At 35.7% G+C, this 19,928-nt stretch carries 21 protein-coding genes and 1 pseudogene; 6 read left to right on the top strand and 16 right to left on the bottom strand.

Going from position 1 to position 19,928, the window contains the following annotated elements:
- Positions 1–422: 422 nt before the first annotated feature.
- Positions 423–1,832 carry a cell wall-binding protein EntC gene (entC, locus tag EKQ63_RS05700; RefSeq protein WP_143881755.1) on the top strand — a complete coding sequence of 470 codons (1,410 nt, stop codon included), beginning with the start codon at positions 423–425 and terminating at the stop codon, positions 1,830–1,832.
- A 131-nt stretch (positions 1,833–1,963) separates the two neighbouring features.
- On the opposite strand, the gene EKQ63_RS05695 is transcribed toward entC, so the two are convergent.
- The 7 genes from EKQ63_RS05695 to EKQ63_RS05665 all read right to left on the bottom strand — a co-directional run bounded on the left by EKQ63_RS05695 (position 1,964) and on the right by EKQ63_RS05665 (position 8,530).
- Positions 1,964–3,049, bottom strand: coding sequence for a DUF871 domain-containing protein (locus EKQ63_RS05695; RefSeq protein WP_016716537.1), 1,086 nt, complete (start codon positions 3,047–3,049; stop codon positions 1,964–1,966).
- Positions 3,039–3,317: a hypothetical protein gene (locus EKQ63_RS05690; protein WP_087951440.1), complete on the bottom strand. Its 279-nt coding sequence runs from the start codon at positions 3,315–3,317 to the stop codon at positions 3,039–3,041. Before EKQ63_RS05690 ends, EKQ63_RS05695 begins: the two co-directional genes overlap by 11 nt.
- On the bottom strand, positions 3,293–4,603 hold the full coding sequence (locus EKQ63_RS05685) for a PTS sugar transporter subunit IIC (RefSeq protein ID WP_001013055.1): 1,311 nt from the start codon (positions 4,601–4,603) through the stop codon (positions 3,293–3,295). The genes EKQ63_RS05690 and EKQ63_RS05685 overlap by 25 nt, the downstream gene beginning before the upstream one ends.
- An 82-nt stretch (positions 4,604–4,685) precedes the next feature.
- Positions 4,686–4,991: a PTS sugar transporter subunit IIB gene (locus EKQ63_RS05680; protein WP_000275642.1), complete on the bottom strand. Its 306-nt coding sequence runs from the start codon at positions 4,989–4,991 to the stop codon at positions 4,686–4,688.
- A 1-nt stretch (position 4,992) separates the two neighbouring features.
- The gene (locus EKQ63_RS05675; protein ID WP_143880819.1) at positions 4,993–5,313 is read right to left on the bottom strand and encodes a PTS lactose/cellobiose transporter subunit IIA; all 321 of its coding nucleotides are present in this window, start codon (positions 5,311–5,313) and stop codon (positions 4,993–4,995) included.
- Between the two features lie 110 nt (positions 5,314–5,423).
- Positions 5,424–7,364, bottom strand: a complete 1,941-nt coding sequence (locus tag EKQ63_RS05670; protein ID WP_143880818.1) for a BglG family transcription antiterminator — start codon at positions 7,362–7,364, stop codon at positions 5,424–5,426.
- A 77-nt stretch (positions 7,365–7,441) separates the two neighbouring features.
- Positions 7,442–8,530 (bottom strand): DUF871 domain-containing protein, encoded by a 1,089-nt coding sequence (locus EKQ63_RS05665; protein WP_143880817.1) that lies wholly within the window; start codon positions 8,528–8,530, stop codon positions 7,442–7,444.
- Positions 8,531–8,849: 319 nt separating this feature from the next.
- Here EKQ63_RS05665 and EKQ63_RS05655 point away from each other — a divergent pair, with 319 nt between their 5' ends.
- The 3 genes and pseudogenes from EKQ63_RS05655 to EKQ63_RS30660 all read left to right on the top strand — a co-directional run.
- On the top strand, positions 8,850–10,052 hold the full coding sequence (locus EKQ63_RS05655; RefSeq protein ID WP_087951435.1) for an MFS transporter: 1,203 nt from the start codon (positions 8,850–8,852) through the stop codon (positions 10,050–10,052).
- Positions 10,053–10,381: 329 nt separating this feature from the next.
- Complete coding sequence (locus EKQ63_RS05650) at positions 10,382–12,037, top strand: Na/Pi cotransporter family protein (protein WP_087951434.1); 1,656 nt, start codon at positions 10,382–10,384, stop codon at positions 12,035–12,037.
- A gap of 119 nt (positions 12,038–12,156) precedes the next feature.
- Positions 12,157–12,231 (top strand): annotated as a pseudogene (locus EKQ63_RS30660) (IS3 family transposase); the annotation flags it as partial.
- A 48-nt stretch (positions 12,232–12,279) separates the two neighbouring features.
- Here the strand turns inward: EKQ63_RS30660 and EKQ63_RS05640 are convergent.
- The gene (locus EKQ63_RS05640; protein WP_143880816.1) at positions 12,280–13,278 is read right to left on the bottom strand and encodes a YhdH/YhfP family quinone oxidoreductase; all 999 of its coding nucleotides are present in this window, start codon (positions 13,276–13,278) and stop codon (positions 12,280–12,282) included.
- Between the two features lie 314 nt (positions 13,279–13,592).
- Here EKQ63_RS05640 and EKQ63_RS05635 point away from each other — a divergent pair, with 314 nt between their 5' ends.
- Positions 13,593–14,789 carry an LCP family protein gene (locus tag EKQ63_RS05635; protein WP_087951432.1) on the top strand — a complete coding sequence of 399 codons (1,197 nt, stop codon included), beginning with the start codon at positions 13,593–13,595 and terminating at the stop codon, positions 14,787–14,789.
- Positions 14,790–14,937: 148 nt separating this feature from the next.
- Complete coding sequence (locus tag EKQ63_RS05630) at positions 14,938–15,378, top strand: hypothetical protein (RefSeq protein WP_000642359.1); 441 nt, start codon at positions 14,938–14,940, stop codon at positions 15,376–15,378.
- A 60-nt stretch (positions 15,379–15,438) separates the two neighbouring features.
- On the opposite strand, the gene EKQ63_RS05625 is transcribed toward EKQ63_RS05630, so the two are convergent.
- The 8 genes from EKQ63_RS05625 to EKQ63_RS05590 all read right to left on the bottom strand — a co-directional run bounded on the left by EKQ63_RS05625 (position 15,439) and on the right by EKQ63_RS05590 (position 19,914).
- Positions 15,439–16,203, bottom strand: coding sequence for a sulfite exporter TauE/SafE family protein (locus tag EKQ63_RS05625; RefSeq protein ID WP_143880815.1), 765 nt, complete (start codon positions 16,201–16,203; stop codon positions 15,439–15,441).
- 33 nt (positions 16,204–16,236) lie between these two features.
- The gene (locus EKQ63_RS05620) at positions 16,237–16,716 is read right to left on the bottom strand and encodes a DsrE/DsrF/DrsH-like family protein (RefSeq protein ID WP_087951430.1); all 480 of its coding nucleotides are present in this window, start codon (positions 16,714–16,716) and stop codon (positions 16,237–16,239) included.
- 72 nt (positions 16,717–16,788) lie between these two features.
- The gene (locus EKQ63_RS05615) at positions 16,789–17,085 is read right to left on the bottom strand and encodes a rhodanese-like domain-containing protein (protein ID WP_143880814.1); all 297 of its coding nucleotides are present in this window, start codon (positions 17,083–17,085) and stop codon (positions 16,789–16,791) included.
- 14 nt (positions 17,086–17,099) lie between these two features.
- Positions 17,100–17,459: a rhodanese-like domain-containing protein gene (locus EKQ63_RS05610; protein ID WP_088327426.1), complete on the bottom strand. Its 360-nt coding sequence runs from the start codon at positions 17,457–17,459 to the stop codon at positions 17,100–17,102.
- A gap of 30 nt (positions 17,460–17,489) precedes the next feature.
- Positions 17,490–17,720, bottom strand: a complete 231-nt coding sequence (locus EKQ63_RS05605; RefSeq protein ID WP_143880813.1) for a sulfurtransferase TusA family protein — start codon at positions 17,718–17,720, stop codon at positions 17,490–17,492.
- A gap of 106 nt (positions 17,721–17,826) precedes the next feature.
- Positions 17,827–18,963 carry an MBL fold metallo-hydrolase gene (locus tag EKQ63_RS05600; RefSeq protein ID WP_143880812.1) on the bottom strand — a complete coding sequence of 379 codons (1,137 nt, stop codon included), beginning with the start codon at positions 18,961–18,963 and terminating at the stop codon, positions 17,827–17,829.
- Positions 18,964–19,001: 38 nt separating this feature from the next.
- The gene (locus EKQ63_RS05595) at positions 19,002–19,562 is read right to left on the bottom strand and encodes a sulfurtransferase TusA family protein (protein ID WP_143880811.1); all 561 of its coding nucleotides are present in this window, start codon (positions 19,560–19,562) and stop codon (positions 19,002–19,004) included.
- 88 nt (positions 19,563–19,650) lie between these two features.
- Positions 19,651–19,914, bottom strand: coding sequence for a metal-sensitive transcriptional regulator (locus tag EKQ63_RS05590; RefSeq protein ID WP_000456206.1), 264 nt, complete (start codon positions 19,912–19,914; stop codon positions 19,651–19,653).
- Positions 19,915–19,928 lie beyond the last annotated feature (14 nt).

Below are 19,928 nucleotides of genomic sequence, written 5' to 3'. Positions count from 1 at the left end.
TAAAGTTTCACTTTATCTATTAAATCGTGTTTCTTCTATTATATATGTTTCATGTTATAAACACCTTTAATTATTTTAACCTACTAAAGCTATTATAGAATCCTATTATTGCAAAAATAATATGTGACAGGCAAAAATCAAGGCGTAATTTTTTCCATACCTCGACTTATTTTGTAACAATTATGGCCATTTTTCATTAAATTTCCCCTCATTTATATTCCTCTACAGCCAAAATAGTTATTTTTACATAACTAATCACCTGTTTCAACAGCAAAATACACCATTTTTGTAATACTCAAGAAACAATAGTGTAACATCACAGAAATATTATTAACCTATTAGAAATTGAAATACTCCCCTTTTTATGCATATTATGCTCAAACCTCCCCTAAAAACTATAAGAAAGCGCTTTTAGGATATTGCTGGAATTATTACAGAATATTAATGAGCCGTTACGAAAGCTTTGTAATTCTATGTTTTTCGCAAATAAGAAAATAATGGTTGCTATAATGAGGTCAACGAAAACAAATGCAATGGAGGCTATTATGAAAAAATTTATGGGTATAGCAACAGCAGCGGTTTTTGGTCTTGGGATTTTCACAACATCTGCTAAAGCAGAAACAATCGTAACGACTGATGTACTAAATGTACGAGAAAACCCAACTACTGAATCAAAAGTTGTAGGAAAATTATTAGATGGATATAAAGTTAACGTTTTACATACAGAAAACGGATGGTCAAAAGTGAAATTAAACAGCGGTAAAGAAGCTTTCATTAGCGCTGACTACACAAAAGACACTTACTACGTAACAGCTAACGTATTAAACGTACGTGCTGGTGCAAACACAGACTCAGAGATTCTTGGTAAATTGAAACAAGATGACGTAATTGAAACAACACACCAAGTTGAAAATGGTTGGATCCAATTTGAATATAACGGAAAAACAGCTTATGTTCACGTTCCTTACTTAACAGGTAAAGCTCCAGTTAAAGTTCAACCAGTAGTTAAAGCTGAAAAAACAACTACAGTTCAAGATACAGCTAAAGTTCGTGAAGCAGTTAAAGCAGGCGAGGTAGCTGAAACGCAAGCAAAAGCTAAGGCTCAGGAAGCAACTAAAGCTCGTGAAGCGGCTGAAGCTCAAGCAGCGGCTAAAGCTCGTGAAGCAGCTAAGGCTCAAGAGGCAGCTAAAGCTCAGGCAGAAGCTAAAGCTCAAGAAGAAGCTGAAGCTCAAGCAGCAATTAAAGCTCAGGAAGCGGCTAAAGCTCGTGAAGCAGCTAAAGCTCAGGCAGAAGCTGAAGCTCAAGCTGCAGTTAAAGCTCAAGAGGCAGCTAAAGCTCGTGAAGCGGCTAAAGCTCAAGAGGCAGCTGAAGCTCGTGAAGCGGCTAAGGCTCAAGAAGCAGCTGAAGCTCGTGAAGCGGCTAAGGCTCAAGAAGCAGCTAAAGCTCGTGAAGCGGCTAAAGCTCAAAAACCAGCTACACAACAACCTGTTGCAAAAGAAACTGAAACAAGTGCACCAGCATCTTCTCGTGAGTTACGTGTTGTAGCAACAGCTTACACAGCAGATCCACTTGAAAATGGTTATAAAGCAGGCGACCAAGTAAAATCAGCTTTAGGTCATAACTTAACAGCTAATCCAAACATGAAACTTATTGCAGTTGATCCAAGTGTCATTCCATTAGGTTCAAAAGTATGGGTTGAAGGTTACGGAGTAGCAATCGCTGGTGATACTGGTGGAGCTATTAAAGGAAATAAAATCGACGTTTTAATGCCAGATAAAGGTTCATCAAGTAGCTGGGGACGTAAAACAGTTACAGTTAGAGTATTAAACTAGTTCGTATAAAAAAGTCAGTCTCATTGTTGAGGCTGACTTTTTTATGATTCTCATATTTTTCTTCTTCACTCCCGTCCAATTCTATTTCAACAGAAAAAAGAGGATGCCACAGCATCCTCTCCTTCTCTTCCTTATTCCACACAAGTAAACTGCGTCCAAGCTCCTACATAATCTAGTAAGAATAACTCTTCTTCTGCAATTGTACCGACAATATTTTTTCGTTCATCTATCGGCATTTCTTTTAGAATGATTTGTAATTCGCCTTTATACTTACCAAATGAGTTGTTACCAATTACAACTTGGCCTCTTTCCTGTCGTACACTTTCGCGCACCGGGAAGTCATAGTCTTTGTATTTTTTACGTACTTCTGTAGAACGTACCATATACTCTGTTATGTCGCCGCGTCTTACATGTAATTCTTGTAGCGTGGCTCTCTTCTCTACTTCAGTCGCCTCGTCTACAAAGTGTACTTTTAGCTGTAACATGTAACGATTTAAGTTTCCTAGTTTCTCTAACTCTTCTTCACTTGCATAAGCATTTCCGATAATAACGTCATCAATAAGCCCTGTCGCCCATAAATGTTTCGCTTGTACTTCAATCGGTAAGTTACGATGCTCTTCTAATGTACATAATCCGTCGTTAATATCCCATGGACCGATGTTAGCTGCATGTGACGTAATAAACGCTGCCGTGCGAATACCATGTTTTTTAAAGCGTTCACTACAGCGAATGAAATATTCGTATGGAAGTCCAGTAAATTTTTGCGGATAGAAGTTATGACAACCAATTAAAGCTGACTTATTTGCCTGATGCGAAAGAATATTTTCTAAGTACGCAATATCGTTACTTACGTTTAGCTCAATTTTTAAGCCGTACGGGTTATTCGTCATTTTCGCTTCAGTTAATCCATCAAACCCTAAATCTAATCGAATACCGTCTGCACCTAACTCTGCGAAAAATGATAGATCACTATAACTAATACCAAGCTGATCAAAGACAGCTGGAGCTACATCTAAAATAACTTCCATATTGTTATCTTTTGCATGATGAATAATTTCTTTAAATTCAGCTACAATCTCTTCTTTCGGACGATTCACAGATAATAGGCATGTGAATATTCTTGAAAAACCGTGGCGTGCCGCTGCCGAAATGTATGCCATATCTTTTTCTTTCGTTGAATGCTCTGGATAAAGTGAAATTCCTAATTTACGCTCCATGCTTTTGCATCTCCTTCACACGTTGTATTAATGCCATGCTCGTAAATCTATATTTTGCAGATAAACATGTTGCACATAAAATCGTTGGTACAATAATTACGTACGGTGATTGTAAGGTTAGCATTACATAGGCACCCATTGAACTACCGATAAATATAATTGATACTAATAGTAAAACTAATAACGATTTACTTTGTACCCATTTTGAATAATGTGCAATACACTGCCCCGCTACAAATGTAATTAAGATGATAATTGCTCCGAGCATTTTTCTTTCTCCTCTCCTGCTAATTGTTGTTTCTCATACATTTTGAAGAACGGATAGTAAATAACGAATGAGATAACAAAGTTAACAAGTACAAGTACACCAGCCATAATTGTCCAGTCCGTACTAATAACCGCTGCAATTGGCGCTAACATCGTAAATGGCAATTTCGCCATCATCATCGGAATCATACCTGAAACAACTGCGAAATATGATACTGTCGTTGTCACTAACGGTGTAATAACGAACGGAATAATTAAGATTGGGTTCATTACAATTGGTGCCCCGAAAATAATTGGTTCATTAATATTGAATAAACCTGGCACGAATGATAATCTACCTAACTCTTTTAGGAACTTAGATTTAGAGAACATAAACATAATAACTAAAGCTAACGTTGATCCTGATCCACCGATCCATACGAACCATTGAATAAATTGCTCTGTAAATAGGTTTGGTAATTGATGTGCATTTCCTGTAGCTGTGAATACTTCCATATTTTCAAGAATTGCTGAATCCCACATTGGACGAATGATCGGTCCTAAAATCGCAGGGCCATGTATACCGAATGACCAGAAGAATACGATTAAGAATACTGTTAATAAACCGCCGAATAAATTATTTCCTACTAATACTGATTTCAGTGGTGCGATTAAGTATGTGATTGTTGTATTTACATCAAATTTCAAACCGTAACGAATGCCCCAGAATAAAAGAATAACTGCTAACGTTGGAATTAATGCTGCAAACGAATTTGAAACTGCTGGTGGTACACTATCTGGTAATTTAATCGAGATATTATGCTTAATCATAAAGTGATAAATTTCTACTGCAATTAAAGCTGTAACAATTGCGCCGAATAAAGACGTTGCACTTAATGTTCCTACTGAAATATATCTCCCTGCATCAATAACACCTGGTACAGCTTTCGTAATTTGAATTGGTTCAACTGATGCTAGTAAAAAGGCGAGTACAGATAATAACCCTGCACTTAACTGATTGAGCTGATAAAAGTTCGCGAGCGAAGCCCCTACACCAAACGCTGCGTATAATGCCATTAGTCCTACTGTAAATCGGAATGGAATATCTAAAATATGACGAAACGGTGCAATCCATTCCATATATGCATCAATTGGTAAATTTAAAAAGATAACGAAAAATGATCCGACAATCGTTAACGGTAATGTAGAAATAACACCGTTTCGAATTGCTAATAAATGTCGTTGTCCTGCGATTTTTTGCGTTGTTGGCATAATCTTTTGTTCCATAAAACTCATAAAACCATTCATCAAAACCCCTCCTCTTTCTCTCTACTATAAAAGAATGAAATAAACTTTATAACATTATAATGTTTATATTTAAAAAATATAATTATGCTAAAACTAATTGTTCTGCTTGCTTAAGCACCTTCAAACCATCACACATGCCATAATCTCGTTGGTCTATAATCGCAACTGGTATATTGTATGAATTTGCAAGAAACTCTACAGCTGGAAATAAATATTTCACTTGTGGACCAATTAAAACGACATCAGCTTCCTTAATTTCAAGTTTCACTAGTTCTGAATCAACCGCCTTAATTTTATAATTCTTCCCCTGCTTCTTTGCCTCTTCTTGCATTTTTCTTACGACCATACTCGTTGACATACCTGCTGCACAACATAATAAAATATACATCTTATACTGTCACTTTCTCTTCTATTCGTTTATGAAGAGTGATAAATTCTTCAGCAAGTTCTTTCACTGTAATTGCATTCATTAAATGATCTTGTGCATGCACTAACAGTAAACTGATTTCTGTATGATTTCCTCTTGCTTCTTCTTGAATTAAGTCCGTTTGAATACGATGAGCTGCTGAAATTTCTTCACTAGCAAGTGTCATCTTTTCACTCGCACTCTCAAAATCTCTTTGTCTTGCAAAAGCGATTGCTTCAAGTGCCGCACTTCTCGCATTGCCACCATGTAAAATTAACGCAAATGGAGTTTGCATATCAGCCATTTTAAATTCCCCCAAGCTATATGTTTTCTATATTTTTATCTTATTATGAAAACGCATACAATTAAACATAAAAAACTTCCGTTATGTAACGGAAGTTTTTATATACTTTTTCAAAATGATAATAAAATCTCTTGAAAATCTTCAATTACCTCGGTCTGAGTAAGTTTCTCTATCGTAGTTTGACTAGACATAATATCATATAAAAAATCATACAGCCTTTGCAAATCTTCATTATTATTGCGCTTTACACTAAATAAAATAATTACTTGTACTTTTTTACCTCCCCAATCAACAGCCTTTTCAAGTGTGCAAAACATCAAAAAAGTTTCCTCACTTAATAACTGCATCGGATGCGGGATTGCAACTGAATTCCCAACCGCTGTCGGAGACGTATTTTCTCTTTCCATAACAGAAGCATAAAAGTTTTCTGGTACATAGTTTTTCTCAGCAGCTTTCTCACATAAAAATCGTATAACCTCTTCCTTCGTAGAAGCACTGTGATTTAAAAAGATTAAATCTTCCTTCATATATTGCTGTACACTAGTATTCACATGCGTAAATAACTGCTGACCAATTGAATTAATCTCTTTATCATCAAATATTGAGTTTACTTTTATAACAGGCACAGGTAAACCACTTGGTATATGAATCGTACTAATAATACAATCTATTTTATCTTTATAAAGGTCTTCTACTTTCAATTGATAATAACCGGTAATTCCCACAATCTCTAATTTATCTCGGAACTGTGATAGAATTTTATATTTCAATAGTTGGGCACTTCCTTGACCAGTGGCACAAACTAATAAACATCTTTTCTTTTGATTCTGTTCCTGTAAACGACTCATCGCTCCGCCGAAGTGAATCGCAATATAACCAATTTCACTTTCCGGAATCGATTCTCCCGTGTATTCACCAATTATATCTCCAACGAGAACCGCAATTTCAAAAGCATACGGATAATTCTTTTTCACTTCTGCCAAAAGAGGATTTCTCGTATTTAACTTATACTTCAAACGATTTAATAACGTTTTTAAATGAACACCAAACCCGAATAATAATTCTTCATCATAATAAAAAATAAGATTCCGTTCTTCCGCTACTTTAAAAAGAATATGTTGCATGAATGCATATAGATCTTTTCCTAATAGTTCTTCCACATTTTCATAACGATCTTTCGCTGTAACAGCAGTACTTAATAAATGCATCGTCACATATAAAACTTCTTCTTCTGGAAATGAAAGATGCAACTCTTTCTCTAACTCCCCTAAAATCTCTTTCGCAATTGTATATTCTTTCTTTATTATAAGTTCAGCTTGCTCTGCATGTAGTCCTTTCATATAATGTTGATCTTCACAACGCTTTAATGCAATTGCAATATGAATGACTAAATTATCAATTTCTATATCTGATAAATATATCGTTCCTCCTTCGATATACTTTAATATAACCGAACGGATAAGCGGTATATGAGGTAACGATAAGTATGTATCATTCTGCTCAAATTGCTCATGAAACGGAGTATGGTCATAACGCGGTAAACCATATTGTGATAAACAAGAACGAATATGAAACTCCTCTCCGACAATACGTATACCATAATACGGTCTCTTTTCAATTTGTAATTTATAGCGACCACATATATCTGTAACATCTTTCATAATTAAATTTACAGTCGATTTACTTACATAAATCTCCTCTGCTAACTGTGAAAGCTTCACATACCCATCTGTCGTTAAAATACGTTGCAGAATGTACGCTGCCCTTTCTTCATAAGAAGTCGGGATTTTTTCTGTCTGTTTTTGAAATAGACTCACGCAAAACTCTTCAAACTTCTTCGCTTGTATAATTTCTAGTTCGTATCCAGTCCCTCTTTGTGATTCAATTTTCGCTCCGTTTTCTTCCAATATATCATTTAATAATTTTATATCTTTTTGAATCGTCTTCGTTGATACATGTAAACGGCTCGCTAAAAAAGCTCGATTTAACATCGATTTCTCTTCTAAAAACTCCTCTAAAATAGAAACTAATCGCCGATGCACCTTTGTCATAGCTCTTCCTCTCGCAATTTATATATAAAAAGGAAAAAGCTGCTGAGATCAGTAGTTTTTTCCTTTTTTAAATTTATCTATTTCTTTAATGTAAATCCGAATTTATCCCATGCTTGTAAATAGTCTAGTAAGAAAATCTCTTCTTCTACAATTCGACCAACTACATTTGTTTTTCCTGTATTCACCATATCTTTTAATGCAATTTGCAATTCACCTTTATATTGGCCATATTGCTCATTATCAATTAAAAGATCGCCGCGCTTAATTTCACGTGTATGATGAGGTTTAAACTCTTCTTTTTTATATTTCACACGGCTTTGTGTCGAGCGAATCATATATTCAGATACATCCCCGCGATAAAAATGAGGTTCGTCTAATACAATAATTCTTTCTAGTTCTGTCGCTGTATCATATAACTCTATATCAAATGTTTGTTTCTCTTTATTTAATGCACCTAGTGCTTGTAATTCTTCTTCTGATGCATAAGCGTTCGCAATAATAACATCATCAATTAATTCTGTCGCAAATAAATGCTTCGCCTGTGTTGTCATTGGTAGTTCACGATGCTGTTCTAACGTACATAATCCTTCTGTTACGGGCCAAGGTCCATATGTTGCATCAAATGATGAAATAAAAGCAGCCGTTCTCATACCGTAATCTTTAAATTGTTTCGAGCATGTAATGAAATGAGCGTATGATAATCCAGAATAACGATGCGGATAAAAATTATGGCAACCAATTAAATTTTCACGATTTGGTCTATGGCTCATAATATTATCTACATACTTCGTACCGTTACTCATATTAATCTCAATTTTTAAGCCATACGGATTGTAAGTCATAATTGATTCTTCTAATCCTGAGAAACCAACATCTAAACGAATACCGTACGCACCTAGTTCATGGAAGAATGATAAATCATTATACGAAATACCTAGTTGTTCAAAAACAGCTGGACTAATATCAACTAATACTTGGAACCCTAATGCATTTGCATGAGAGATCGTTTCTTTAAACTCTTCTATAATTTTCTCTTTTTCTCCATCTACAGACAATAAGCATGTGAATACACGTGTAAATCCGTATTTACTTGCTAATGTTAAATATTCCTTATCTTTCTCTACTGTTGAATGTTCTGGATAAATAGAAATACCTAATCGTCTCATATGTACACGCCTCTTTCTTCATTGTTTTGTAAACCTTTTCAAATATATGTAGTGAAAAAGTATATATCCCCTTCTCATTCACTACTTTTTGAATCCGCTTTCTTTAAAGAAAAAATAATTTCTATCATTCATAACAACTACAAGTCTATACATCTATACTTTACAACTTTTTTTCATAGTTGTGTAGCTTTTACACAAATTTGTCAGTTTTTTACCTCGAAAATTGTTGTACGTTTTCAAGGCACCTTCCTTGACTGTTACATTGGCCAATACATATACTCGAAAGAAAAGAGAAATTTTTTATATAGGGGATGAATACATGGGAGAAGCAATACTCGTAAAACGAGAACCGTTATGGACAAAAGAATTTGTCGCGCTAATTCTAGCAAACTTATGTATGTTTTTAGGGTTTCAAATGTTAATTCCTACTTTACCCGTTTATGTGAAAGAAATTGGAGGTACAAGTTCCAATATCGGATTCGTTGTCGGCATGTTTACTGTTGCGGCACTTTTTGTTAGACCGCTAACTGGAAATGCCTTGCAAAAATTCAGCAAAAAAATCATTTTAATGATTGGTACTGCTATTTGTTTACTCGCTATGGGTAGTTACCTTTTCGCTTCAACTGTTTTCCTATTGCTTGCCGTTCGAATTTTACACGGAGCTGGTTTTGGTATTACAACGACTACATATGGAACTGTCGTTTCAGATTTAATTCCGCAAGCTCGCCGTGGTGAAGGCATGGGATATTTCGGTCTTTCTGGAACGATTGCAATGGCGCTCGGTCCACTTATCGGACTTTGGCTTATGCAAACATATAACTTCACGATTCTTTTTTTATGTGCACTTTCCTGTACAATTGTTTCATTAATATTAACGAAACTACTTCAAATCAAAAAATCGCCGCAATCACCACAGCAAACATCTGGTACCTTCCTTGATGGATTTATTGAACGTAAAGCTTTACTTCCTTCATTATTAATATTATGTATTACATTAATGTACGGAGGAATCGGGAGCTTTATTACATTATTTGCTACGGAAGTCGGAATTGCTGATATAAGCCTCTTCTTCTTATTTAATGCACTTGCAATCGCCGTCACTCGGCCGTTTTCTGGAAAATTATATGATGCGAAAGGTCATACATTCGTTATTATTCCAGGAGTTATTATTACGTTTACAGGTATTATTTTATTGTCGTATACAACTACAATTCCAAGTTTAATTATTGCGGCAGCATGCTACGGAAGTGGATTTGGAGCGATTCAACCTGCTCTACAAGCATGGATGATCGACCGAGTAGCACCTCACCGCCGAGGAGTTGCAACAGCTACATTCTTCTCAGCATTTGACCTAGGAATTGGTGCTGGCGCGATTATTTTTGGATTCATTGCACATTTTACAAACTATGCAACTGTATATCGTTATTCCTCTCTACTACTTATTGCTTTCCTGTTTATTTACATCACAAGTGTAAGAAAACAAAAGCACGGAAATAAAAACAGAGAAAAAGCGGCTGGATAATTTCAGTGGCTTTTTTCGTATTTTTGATGTTATAAAACTACATGCATTTTCCTACATATTTTATTAACTTTCATCAAAAAATATACGATGAACTCGCAGACGCTTTCCTTCATATTCAACCGAAAAATAGCATTCTAAAAAGTGTGATTTCTTTACAAAATTAAGATTTATACAAGATAAAAACCAATAAAATACAGCCATTTCTTTAAGGAATTGTAAACTTTTCTTCCCTTTGTAAATTTAGTGTAAATTTTACTGATAAACCGTTTACAGTGCCTCAAGGTTCAGTTAATAATTACATCGTACATGAAATTTAAGGAGTGGAATGCGTGGAATATAATGTTCAAGATATGATCTTCCAGTTCATTGGTGGATTAGGTATTTTCTTATTCGGGATTAAATACATGGGCGATGGACTGCAACAAGCGGCTGGAGATCGTCTTCGCGATATTCTAGATCGCTTTACAACAAACCCACTGATGGGTGTACTAGCAGGTATGCTAGTTACTGTATTAATCCAATCAAGTTCAGGAACAACCGCTTTAACAGTCGGACTCGTAAGTGCTGGATTTATGACATTAAGACAAGCAATCGGTGTTATTATGGGTGCGAACATCGGTACGACAGTTACTGCATTTATTATCGGAATTAAAATCGGAGAATATGCTCTTCCAATTATGGCAGTTGGAGCTATCTTACTATTCTTCTTTAAAAATAAAAAAGTACATTCTTTAGGTCAAGTTATATTCGGTTTTGGTATGTTATTCTTCGGTTTAGAACTAATGAGCACAGGTATGAAGCCTCTTCGTTCTTTAGAGTCATTCCAGGAATTAACAGTTAGCATGAGTGATAATCCAATTTTAGGTATTGTTGTTGGTACAGTCTTCACTTTAATTGTACAAAGTTCAAGTGCAACAATCGGTATTTTACAAGAACTATTCGGTCAAGGTGCAATCGATTTACAAGCTGCCCTTCCTGTATTATTCGGTGATAATATCGGTACAACAATTACAGCAGTATTAGCAGCAATCGGTACTTCAATTGCTGCAAGACGTGCGGCATTAGTTCACGTTATCTTTAATATTGTCGGTACAATCATCTTTACGATTTTATTAATACCTTTTACAAATTTAATTCAATATTTCCAAACGTCATTAAACTTAAATCCAGAAATGACAATTGCATTTGCACATGGAACATTTAACGTAACGAACACTATTGTTCAATTCCCATTCATCGCTGTATTAGCATGGATTGTAACGAAAATTATTCGTGGTGAAGATGCTGCTATTGATTTCAAACCGCAACATTTAAATCCAATCTTCATTGAACAATCTCCAGCTATTGCTTTAACAGAAGCACAAAAAGAAATTATTCGTATGGCTGAGTTTTCATTACATGGATTAAAAGAAGCAAACCAATTTTTAAACACACAAGATAAAAAACACGCTGACATGGCTACTCAATTAGAAGGAGCTATTAACAATTTAGATAAAAAGATTACCGAGTATTTAGTTTTACTATCAGAAAAACCACTTTCACCGACAGACTCTGAGAAGCATTCAGTTCTAGCAGGTGTTGTTGGAGATATTGAACGTGTCGGTGATCATGTAGAAAACCTTGTAGAACTTGTAGATTTCCAAATTTCAAACCGTGTTTCCCTATCAGACGAGGCACTAACTGAACTAAATGAAATGCTTGAGTTAACGATTTCAACATTACAAGACGCAGTTGAAGCTTTAACAAACTTCGATACTGAACTAGCTCAAACTGTTATTGCAAAAGAACGTAAAATCGATCAAATGGAACGTGTTCTTCGTAAACGTCACGTATTACGTCTGAACGAACGTAGCTGTTCAGGTGATGCAAGTATCATCTTCGTTGATATGGTAAGTAACTTAGAGCGTATTGGCGATCACGCTGTAAATATCGCTGATGGTGTTTTAGGTGAACAAGGTAAAGTCAATTTAAAACAATCATTATAATAAAAAAGAGACGCTCACGTTGATGTGCACCCCAATTGTTAGACACAATTAACAATTGGAGGTGTATTTTTTTATGGGAAAGTTTTCTCCTAAAGAAAAGATACAGATAGTAAAACAATCATAAAAGAATTAAAGCGAAGTTAAATGGAATGAGTCCAGTACAATACCGGACTCAAATCCAATCAGTCGCTTAACTTCTTTGTCTAACTTTTTGGGGTCAGTTCACGTGAGCGTCTCTTTTTTCATTTCATATTTACAACCGTTCTTCCTTTTAACTTTCCTTGCAATATAAGTGTAAACTTCTCATCTAATTCTTCTAATGCACATTCTTCTGTATAAGATCGCAACTCTTTATTTCCCCATTCATTGGCTAGGAGCGTCCACACATCTCTTCTCACATCCACTGGGCATTGCACTGAATCTATCCCTAACAGGCTGATACCTCGTAAAATAAACGGATATACCGTTGTTTGTAATTGCTGGCCTGCCACATTACCGCATGTCGTTACGCACCCGCCATACTTTACCGTTTTTAAAGCGGTTTCTAACATATGTCCACCTACAGTATCGATAACCCCGGCGTATATTCCTTTTAACATTGGTCTTCCTGATTCATCATTCAATTCCGCGCGATGCATCACTTTTTTCGCTCCTAGACGTAGTAGCATCTGTTCCTCTTCCATTTTTCCTGTCGCTCCTACTACGCTAAACCCTAACTTACTTAAAATACTAACAGCTACACTTCCTACACCGCCTGTAGCACCCGTTACTAAAACATCGCCCATACTAGGCGTTACTCCTGCTCTAATAAGCTTATATACTGATAAAGCGGCTGTAAAACCTGCCGTCCCGTACATCATACTTTCCTTTAATGACAGTCCTTCTGGTAAAGGCACGACCCAAGATGATGGCACGCGAATATATTCTCCGAAACCACCAGAGGTATTCATACCTAAGTCATATCCCGTTACAATAACTTGATCTCCTGCCTTAAAAGAGTTATCTTCACTACTCACAACTTCTCCTGCGGCATCGATTCCTGGCGTATGAGGATATGTTCTCGTCACACCTTTATTTCCAGTAGCCGAAAGGGCATCTTTATAATTTAAGGAAGAATAATGAACCCTTATTAGCACATCTCCTTCTGGTAAACTACTTACTTCTCTTTCAACAACTTTTCTTTCAAACTGATGATTTTCCGCTTCGTTCACAACGATTGCTCGGAATGATGTATGATTCATTATGCCCTCTCCTTTATCCGTAAATTTCTTCTTTATTATATAGAAGAAATAATTAAACCTACTCATTTCTTCATGGCTATATTTCAACAAATCTTACTTCTCTATTACTTTCTCACAATACATATTTTCATTTCCACTAAAACAACTTATACTTATTCTACATCTCAAAAATAAAATATAAAAAATCTGACTTTTTATAAATAAATTGAATTTTTACGAAATGTAAATGTTTTGTAATGTTTTTTTTCGTCAAATTTCATTATAATAAGTGGATATGAGTGTCGTATTTCAATCCAAATGAAGGAGTACAGGAAATGGAGCAAAACCCATCTTTGCAAGAAAATACACGCAGTAAACCGAAAAAAAGTAAGAAAAAAACAAAAATTATTATAAGCGTTATTCTATTCTTTTTAATAGTAGGTGGCGGTTATACTTGGTTTTTAGTAAATAAAGCATCTTCTGCTGTTCGAAATGCCGCACACGATTTAGCACGCGGTGATAAATCTGATTTACGTGATAAAGTTGTAAAACCTATTACAAACAATGTCTCTGTCTTAATCATGGGCGTTGATGAAAGCGATGTCCGTGGGAAAGAATATGGTGAAGCTATAAGAACGGATGCACTATTACTTGCAACGTTTAATAAAGATAGCAAAACTGTAAAACTATTAAGTATTCCACGAGATACATATACGTATATTCCAGTGGAAAAGAAAAAAGATAAAATTACACACGCTCATGCATACGGTTCTACTAAAAACGGAAAAGATGGTGGACCACAAGCAAGTATTGATGCAGTTGAAAAATTACTAAATGTTCCTGTTGATTACTTTGTAAAGTTTAACTTCAAATCATTTATGAAAATTGTCGACGATTTAGGCGGCATTGAAGTTGACGTACCAGTTGAATTTACGGAACAAGATAGTAATGATAATGCTGATGCAATTCACCTGAAGAAAGGTGTTCAAAAGCTAAATAGTGAAGAAGCTCTTGCTCTTGCTAGAACACGCCACATCGATAGTGATGCAATGCGTGGGCAACGTCAACAGCTCGTTATTGAAGCAATTTTAAAGAAACTAACAAGCGTTGGATCTGTAACAAAAGTTGGTAACATCATTGATGATATTAACGGACAATTCGTTACAAACTTAACATTCGATGATATGCTTTCATTCTATAAGTACGGATCGGATTCAGAAATAGAAAAATTACAAATTCAAGGCGAAGACTGCTACATGGCAAAAGGTGATGATACTTGTAGCCAATCTGCTGGTGGCGGCCGAACGTATTACTACAATCCAGATAAAAAAGAATTAGCAAAAGTTACAAACGATCTTCGTACTCATCTTGGATTACCTGCATATACAAAAACAGACTCTGATTCGAAAAAAACAAGTACAGAGAAAACAAAAGAATCTAAGTCTGAAAATACAAGTGAACGCGAATCAAGTAACAATGCATCAAAAAATAGCAATGAAGACAAAGAAACATCGTCTAACGACAATGAATAAAAAAGAAGCAGTTCTCTATGGAGGTAGAGTACTGCTTCTTTTTATTGCTTCACAATTAAAAATCAGAACTTTCTAACTATCTTTTTTAATATTTTTAAATTATAATAAATAGTAGCAATCTATTCCAATTATCAGGGGGCTCATACATATGAAAGCTGCAGTAAAACATAACATCTCAGATTTTAAGGACTACTTAAAGTCAAACGATATATACATGGAAGAAAATATAGATGAAAATGATGGTTCTGTTCATTTTTCAGTAGGGTTAGAGACAGAAGCTGGCGCAAAAATTCAACTTATCGCTGCTTTCCAAAACGAACATCCTACTGTAGATATATACTGCTTCAATGTTGCTCACGTACCTGATGCAACAGCAACAAATGATATTTTGCATGTTATTAATGAATTAAACACATCTTATCGATTTGCAAAATTTACATTAAACAAGCAAAATGCAATTGATATTTCAACATCTCTTGCATTCTCAGAACCAAATTTCAATCCAGCACTTGTCTTTGAACATACGAGAATGCTATATAAATTAGCAAATGACGAATATAAAAACTTAATGAAAGTTATTTGGGCATAATCAACCTGCCTTCTAATAGCAGGATAAATAAAAGGATGGGCTGCAAGCAGCGCCATCCTTTTATTTCGATAACATATCGATCCACATCTTAACAGCAGTACCTACAATCAAAATCGATAACATATATTGCAGTGCTTTTTGATTGATCCTCTTCCCAACTCGCGCTCCAAGCGGCGCAGCAAAGATGCTTGCAATCGCAATAATAAGAGCTGGAACTACAACTACTTGCCCAGTTATCACTTTTCCAGTCGTAATCCCTACTGAGGAAATGAACGTAATAGCGATAGAGGTCGCTATTGTTGTACGTATCGGTAACTTTAAAATAACTAACATAATCGGAACTAAAAGGAACGAACCTCCAGCACCTATAATGCCTGATGTGCCTCCTACAATAAATGCTAACAAACTTGCTAACCATTTATTATATTTCACTTCATCACCATTATTTCGTTTCGGTACGAACATCATCATAGCAGCAATTGTGGCTAACGCTGCATAAACAACATTAACCGTATGTTCCTCTAATACGTTAGCACCAAAACTACCTATGAAACTTCCTATTAATATACTAGCTCCCATATACACAACTAGTGTTTTATCCATATCATTACTTTTCCGATAGGCCCATGCCCCTGCAAAAGTTGCAAAGAATACTTGCACCGCTGTAATACCACTTACTTCATGTGCAGTATAGCCAGTAAATCCTAGCAATACCGGAATGTATAAGATCATCGGATAATTAATAATCGCACCGCCAATTCCAACCATTCCTGATATAAACGATCCTATAAACCCAATTATAAAAAGTAATACGACTAAACTCACCTTATATCCCCCGCCTTCTAAAAAGAAGGTGATTTAAATGAATAAGTTCACATTCCCGTCCGAAGCATCTGCTAAATAAGCTCCTACTCCTGCAAACTCTACCCCTTCCATAATCTCTTCCTCTTTTAACCCTAATAAATCTACTGTCATTTGACAAGCTACAAGTTTAATCCCCTGTTCTTTCGCCAAATCAATTAAATCTGGTAAAGGCATCGCATTATGTTTTTTCATAATACCTTTAATCATCTTTGGTCCCATACCAGCAAAATTCATTTTTGATAATCCCATCTTATCAGCACCGCGGGGCATCATTTTTCCAAATACTTTTTCTATGAAAGTTTTCTTTATCTTCACAGGTTCATCTTTCCTTAAAGCATTTAATCCCCAGAAAGTATGAAAAATAGTCACCTCTTGATCATACGCCGCTGCACCATTTGCAATAATATAAGCAGCCATCGCTTTATCGTAATCTCCGCTAAATAAAACGATTGTTGTTTTCTTCTGTTGTTCCATGTTGTTCTCCCTCCAATTACCTATAGGGGTATATTATTATTTGTAAAAAGGCTCAAATCATTTATCTCTGTACTATACGACTTTACCTTCCCACGCTAACATACCACCTACCATATTGATTGCTTGAAAACCGTAGCTCTCTAAAAACTGAACTGCTCTTCCACTTCTTCCGCCAGAGCGACAAACGATAATATATTCTTTCTTTTTATCCAACTCATGCATTCGAAATTCTAATGATCCTAGTGGAATGTTACAGGCTTCTGGAATTTTCCCCTCGGCGACTTCCTCTACTTCACGTACGTCTACGATATTTACTGCCTCTTTACGTAACAATTTTTCTTCTAATTCTTTTGCTGTCATTTCTTTCATTTTAAATTTCCTCCTCACAAGCCATTCATACCGCCTGAAACATTGATAACGTGCTGAAATCCTAATTTCTTTAATACTTTTGCTGCTTGCTTACTTCTCATCCCGCTCTGACAAATAACGATTACTTCCTTATTTTTATCTAACTGATTTGCCTTACTCGCTAACTCATTTAGGGGAATATTTTGAAATCCTTTCATATGATTGCCTCTATATTCACCTACTGTGCGAACATCGATAAATTGTTTTCCCTTTTTTCCTGCTATACTCTTTAATTCTTTCCTACTTATATTTTGAACACCTTTCACCGGTAAAAAACGTGAAATAACAAACGCTGCAGCCAGTACAATGAAAAGCATAATTAATATTGTATTCATATAACCAACCTCTCTACATTTATAAACATGCTACGCCTTCTTAATCCAGAATTTCAGCACATCAGCTTCTTCTTCATGCTTTACGATGTCATGACCACCTTTATTTGCCCACGCTGGAATATCCTTAACTGACCCTTTATCCGTTACATGTACTTCTAACACTTCTCCAGTTTGCAAAGTATCCATCGCTCTCTTCGTTCTTACAATCGGCATTGGACATGCTAAATCTTTCGCATCTAATACTTGTTTTACATTCATCATCTATTCCTCCAGTTTTTTATTTTTATCCCGTTATTTGCGGGTAGTCATACTCCAACTCAAAACTCATCTGTAAAAACATTAAGCTGTAGTCGATTAAAGCTTTATTTTATAATGAATCGTGCACTGCACAACGATTTGGACCAATCTCCATTTCACGCTCTTCATCCACACTCGGATGAATTTTACCCATATTCGTTTGACGGATTTCTTCATATGCATTTGGCTGAGGTGGTAAGTTTTCTGTTACAGTTTTACGGAACTCTACCTCATCTATAATATTTAATCCTACATTATCTTTGAATAGATCTTGTAAGTTTGCACTCACAATACCTCTTTCATCCATTTCACTTATTTTTGAATAATGAGCTGGTAAAACAATTAAATCTTGGGACAGCTCCTTATAAAGTGTATATAACGTATTTCGTAAATCACTCACCCAATCTTCAGCTTTCCCAGCAAGGTCCGGACGCCCGATTGAATCTACAAATAAAATATCGCCTGATAATAAATAGGAATTATCTACAATAAATGATGTACTTCCAATCGTATGCCCTGGTGAGTATAATGCGTCAATTTCAATTTTAGTACCTCCCACCGTAATAATAGATCCTTCAACGAGCGGTTCGTATGAGAAAACAACTTCCTCCGCATCTTTTGGCGGTAACCAATACGTACCACCTACTTTTCCCGCTAACTTACGTCCTCCAGAAATATGGTCTGCATGTAAATGTGTATCCATTACATTCGTAATCGTAACGCCATGCTCTTTCGCAAATTCTTCATACGCTTCAACTGTTCTTACTGCATCGATAACTGCTGCTTCACCGTTTGAAACGACCATATAAGATAAACAGCCTTTTCCAAGGCGGTTAAACTGGTACATACTTCCGCCATTTTTTAAATCTCCAACTTTTATAGGCTTTACATATTCACTCCAAGACCTCATACCACCAGCTAAATAATAAATATTTTCTAATCCAGCCTCTGTTAACTGCTCTGCCACAAATATAGAAGACCCTTCTTTTGCACATACTACTAAAACATCTTTACCCTTAGGTAATTCACTTACAATATGATCTACACCATCTAGCAAATCAAAATACGGTTTATTTATAGATGAGATTTGTTTACCTTCAATTTTCCAATCTTCATAATCCGTCTCATTACGAACATCTAAAATAAACAACTCTCCGAATAAAACTTTCTCTGCAACATCTTTTGCTTGTAATGATTTAACGCTCATCTTTTTACCCCCTATGGTATATTTTTATTTAAAAAAATTTAATTCTCTCTATTTCCTTGCCACTCTACCATACCTGGAATGACATTTTTCACATTTGTATAACCTTTCTCTTTCAACATTTGGCAAGCTACATCACTACGGTTACCAGTTCGGCAAACAACATAAATTTGCTTCGTCTTATCTAACCTTGCGCTTTCTAGTTCACCTAATGGCACCGAAATAGCAGATGGAATATGACCAAAGGCGAATTCCGCCGCTTCTCGAACATCTAATACAATACACTCTTCATCACTTAATAATATCTCTTCCAACTCTGCATTCGTAATTGTATGAGGATACTTTGCTACTTCATTCACTTCATGCTCATGCGCTTTCCTAACGTAATGCATCAAAACATCGCCCTCTTGTTTCGTCCCGATATATTGATGCCCTACTTTATTCGCCCAGCTTTGTATGTCTACTGTAGACCCTTTATCTGTTGCCTTAATTTCAATCACTTGTCCTGATGCCAATCCTTCTATCGCCTTCTTCGTTTTCACAATCGGCATCGGACAAGCTAACCCTTTACAATCTAAACTCATATCCACTTTTATACTCATAGTCGATTCCTCCACAACTCATATACATATACCTGTAGGGGTATGTTAAAATGTTTTTGAAAATCTGTCAACAATTACGTTTGACAGATTATCGGCTTTTTACAAGTAATTGAACAGCTTCTTTAATTAACTCTTCATTTGAACCATTACCACTTTCAAACTGTTCACGCAAACATTGCTCTAAATTCGTTCCAACAACAAGTCCAATTGTACGATCAAGAGCAGAACGAGATGCCGTTAACTGGGTAATAACCTCTCGGCAATCTTTTCCTTCTTCCATCATACGAAGCACACCACGAACTTGCCCTTCAATACGTTTTAATCTATTTTTCATGTCTTGATTATATTCCATTGTATAATCACCTC

This window comes from Bacillus sp. BD59S (assembly GCF_007363175.1).
Classification (GTDB): Bacteria; Bacillota; Bacilli; order Bacillales; family Bacillaceae_G; genus Bacillus_A; species Bacillus_A pacificus.
This window is presented reverse-complemented; position numbering and strand designations above follow the sequence as displayed.

What these genes read in the sequence shown, in the direction of transcription:
- EKQ63_RS05695 (WP_016716537.1), bottom strand. Translation starts at nt 3,049, where the DNA reads ATGGAGCGTAAATTAGGAATTTCACTTTATCCAGAGCATTCAACGAAA.
- EKQ63_RS05690 (WP_087951440.1), bottom strand. Translation starts at nt 3,317, where the DNA reads ATGCTCGGAGCAATTATCATCTTAATTACATTTGTAGCGGGGCAGTGT.
- EKQ63_RS05685 (WP_001013055.1), bottom strand. Translation starts at nt 4,603, where the DNA reads ATGAATGGTTTTATGAGTTTTATGGAACAAAAGATTATGCCAACAACG.
- EKQ63_RS05680 (WP_000275642.1), bottom strand. Translation starts at nt 4,991, where the DNA reads ATGTATATTTTATTATGTTGTGCAGCAGGTATGTCAACGAGTATGGTC.
- EKQ63_RS05675 (WP_143880819.1), bottom strand. Translation starts at nt 5,313, where the DNA reads ATGGCTGATATGCAAACTCCATTTGCGTTAATTTTACATGGTGGCAAT.
- EKQ63_RS05670 (WP_143880818.1), bottom strand. Translation starts at nt 7,364, where the DNA reads ATGACAAAGGTGCATCGGCGATTAGTTTCTATTTTAGAGGAGTTTTTA.
- EKQ63_RS05665 (WP_143880817.1), bottom strand. Translation starts at nt 8,530, where the DNA reads ATGAGACGATTAGGTATTTCTATTTATCCAGAACATTCAACAGTAGAG.
- EKQ63_RS05655 (WP_087951435.1), top strand. Translation starts at nt 8,850, where the DNA reads ATGGGAGAAGCAATACTCGTAAAACGAGAACCGTTATGGACAAAAGAA.
- EKQ63_RS05640 (WP_143880816.1), bottom strand. Translation starts at nt 13,278, where the DNA reads ATGAATCATACATCATTCCGAGCAATCGTTGTGAACGAAGCGGAAAAT.
- EKQ63_RS05635 (WP_087951432.1), top strand. Translation starts at nt 13,593, where the DNA reads ATGGAGCAAAACCCATCTTTGCAAGAAAATACACGCAGTAAACCGAAA.
- EKQ63_RS05630 (WP_000642359.1), top strand. Translation starts at nt 14,938, where the DNA reads ATGAAAGCTGCAGTAAAACATAACATCTCAGATTTTAAGGACTACTTA.
- EKQ63_RS05620 (WP_087951430.1), bottom strand. Translation starts at nt 16,716, where the DNA reads ATGGAACAACAGAAGAAAACAACAATCGTTTTATTTAGCGGAGATTAC.
- EKQ63_RS05615 (WP_143880814.1), bottom strand. Translation starts at nt 17,085, where the DNA reads ATGAAAGAAATGACAGCAAAAGAATTAGAAGAAAAATTGTTACGTAAA.
- EKQ63_RS05610 (WP_088327426.1), bottom strand. Translation starts at nt 17,459, where the DNA reads ATGAATACAATATTAATTATGCTTTTCATTGTACTGGCTGCAGCGTTT.
- EKQ63_RS05605 (WP_143880813.1), bottom strand. Translation starts at nt 17,720, where the DNA reads ATGATGAATGTAAAACAAGTATTAGATGCGAAAGATTTAGCATGTCCA.
- EKQ63_RS05600 (WP_143880812.1), bottom strand. Translation starts at nt 18,963, where the DNA reads ATGAGCGTTAAATCATTACAAGCAAAAGATGTTGCAGAGAAAGTTTTA.
- EKQ63_RS05595 (WP_143880811.1), bottom strand. Translation starts at nt 19,562, where the DNA reads ATGAGTATAAAAGTGGATATGAGTTTAGATTGTAAAGGGTTAGCTTGT.
- EKQ63_RS05590 (WP_000456206.1), bottom strand. Translation starts at nt 19,914, where the DNA reads ATGGAATATAATCAAGACATGAAAAATAGATTAAAACGTATTGAAGGG.